This window comes from Azohydromonas sp. (genome assembly GCF_035325925.1).
In the GTDB taxonomy this organism is placed as follows: Bacteria; Pseudomonadota; Gammaproteobacteria; order Burkholderiales; family Burkholderiaceae_C; genus Calidifontimicrobium.
The window spans coordinates 1-2,580 of record NZ_DAOKZA010000071.1 but is presented as its reverse complement, the minus strand read 5'-3'; the positions used below and the strand labels follow the sequence as shown (position 1 = coordinate 2,580).

General features: G+C 69.5%; 2 protein-coding genes. One reads left to right on the top strand and one right to left on the bottom strand.

Features of this window, described 5'->3' with window-relative positions; translation table 11 throughout:
• On the bottom strand, positions 1 to 1,158 hold a 1,158-nt coding region (locus tag PKC53_RS17495), incomplete at its 3' end, for a lipopolysaccharide biosynthesis protein (RefSeq protein WP_324430952.1).
• A gap of 268 nt (positions 1,159 to 1,426) precedes the next feature.
• Here PKC53_RS17495 and PKC53_RS17490 point away from each other — a divergent pair.
• A partial coding sequence (locus PKC53_RS17490) for a VCBS repeat-containing protein (protein ID WP_324430950.1) occupies positions 1,427 to 2,580 on the top strand: 1,154 nt, incomplete at its 3' end.

Genomic DNA, 2,580 nt, shown 5'->3' with positions numbered 1-2,580 from the left:
GTACAGCCAGCCCATGGTCAGCACGTGCGTCGCGACGATGGTCCAGGCCACGCCCTCCAACCCCCAGCGCAGCGCGAAGAGGCAGGCGACGACGGCGAACACCAGTGCGCCCGCCTGCGCCACCATCTCGCTGCCGATGCGGTTCTGCGCCTGCAGCACCAGGCTGGCCGGCCGGGCGACCGGCAGCACGAACCCGGCCACGGCCATGATCTGCACGGGCACCACGGCCTGCATCCACTTCGGGCCGTACAGCACGTGCACCAGAGGCTCGGCCAGCCAGAGCACGCCCACCAGCAGCGGGCTGATGTACACGCTCAGCAGCGTGATGGTGCGGTAGAAGAGGTACTTGGTCTGGTCCAGGTCTTCCTGCACCTTGCTCATCGCGCGGAACACCACCGGGCCCGTGGCCGGCGTGATGAAGCGGTTGGGCAGCCGCGCCAGGCTCTCGGCGCGGGTGAGCAGGCCCAGGTCGACAGGGCCCGAGCTCTTGCTGACCATCAGGTACACCGCCTGCACGCGGATGTAGCTGATCAGCTCGGCCAGCGTGATCTTCACGCCGAAGCGGCTGTGCTTGCGCACCGTCTCGACCTGCCAGCGCAGGCGCAGGTGCAGCGGCACGATGAACGACAGCAGCACGTTGGTGGCGAAGGCGCCGACAATGCCCGAGAACACCAGGCTCCACACGCCCATGCCGGTCCAGGCCATCGCCACGCTGACCACGCCCGTCAGCAGGCCGACGCTCAACTCGATGATCGCGCGCTTGTCGAACAGCATGTGGCGGTTGAGCCAGGCGAAGCGGATCGACGCGAACGGCCGGATCACGAAGCTGATCGCCGTGACGCGCAGCAGGTCGGTGTACAGCGGGTTGTCGAAGTAGCTGCCGACCAGCGGCGCCAGCAGGTAGAACGCCGCGTAGATCAGCGTGCCCATCAGCAGCTGAAGCGTGAACACGGCGTTGAACTCGTCGGTGGCGATCTCCTTGGCGCGGATCAGCGACTGCCCCAGCCCGCCGGCCGCCAGCATGCCGACGAACCCGGTGAACGCCTGCACGGTGACGAGCGCACCGAAGTCGGCCGGCACCAGCAGCCGCGCCAGCGCGATGCCGAACAGGAACTGCAGCACGTGGCTTCCGGTGTTGCCCAGGAAGGTCCACTTCACGCCGTGCCGGATGGTCTGGCCTAGATTCATGTCGAACGGAGACACGCGCACCCGGGCGCCCGCGACCGCAGCGCTGCAGGGATGCCGCAGCGCGCGATGATGCCCGTGTTGAACCTGCGTTTCGCGTTGAAACGTTCGCGGAATGCGGCACTCCTGCACGCAGGGGCTTCCACTATAGTGAATCGCTTTCCCGCATCGCAGCAACGGCCCCGGGGCGGGCGGTGGTGCGCCGGCATCGGATCGTTCGACAAACGGGGGCTCGTTCGAAGTGCGCAGATGGGGCATCGTCCTGGGCATCGCCTTGCTCGCCGGCGCGCTGGCGCTGTACTGGGCACGGGGGCGTGACGGCGGCTTCGTCGCGCACGCGCTGCCGCAGCAGACCACCGACCGGCTGTTCGACATCGGCGTCGTCGACGCCGATGGCGACGGCCACATGGACGTCTACACGTCGAACCACCACTTCCGCCAGGTGCTGTGGCTGGGCGACGGCCGGGGCGGCTTCCGCGACGTGCTCAGCGACTGGCGGCTCGACCAGAGCCGCGACTTCCCGCTGGCCGAGCTGTCGTTCGACACCCCGACGCCGGAGCGGCCCGGTGTGTACGTGTACTGGCGCGGCACGAACGTGGTGGTGCAGGCGCACCGCAGCGCCGAGCTGGGCGCGTGGCGCGGCCGCATGCGCGTGCTCGACCCGGTGAAGGTGGCCGGCCCGGGCGCCTTCGACGTGCGCAAGACCGAGTTCCGCGACGGCGAGCGCGGCGGCACCGAACTGGAGTTCGGCGCAACGGCCGATTCGCGGCTGGTGCTGGTGCCCGGCGGGCAGGGCCTGCCGCTGCAGTTCGACTTCACGGGTGGCCTGCACCCCGACCAGATCTTCGTCGGCCTGGGCAAGGTGTCGCCGAAGGCGACGACGTTCTCGCTGGCGATGCAGGACCGTCACGCCCACGCCTGGGCCGACATCAACGACGACGGCGTGCCGGACCTGTTCATCACCCGCGGCGCGCTGGCCGGCAAGCTCCTGCAGCTGCCCGAGCACGCACGCAGCCAGGTGCGCGACGAACTGTTCGTGACGCGAGGTGTCGGCAAGCTCGACGACGTGACGGTCGAGGCCGGCATCGAGAAGCGCGGCTGCTCGGGCCGGCACGCGAACTGGGTCGACGTCGACGGCGACGGCGCGCTCGAGCTGTTCGTCAACTGCTACGACCGCGAGGCCCTCAGCGGCGACTTCCCCAAGCAGCTGTACCGGCGCGTCGGCCCGATGCGCTTCGAGGAGGTCGCGCAGGCCTTCGGCCTGGGGCTGCCCGACCAGCAGATCGGCAGCTACGCCTGGTTCGATGTCGACGCCGACGGCCGCGTCGACCTGCTCGCGTTCCAGGACGAGGGCCTGTTCCTGTACCGCAACGCGGGCGGGCGCTTCGAGCGCGA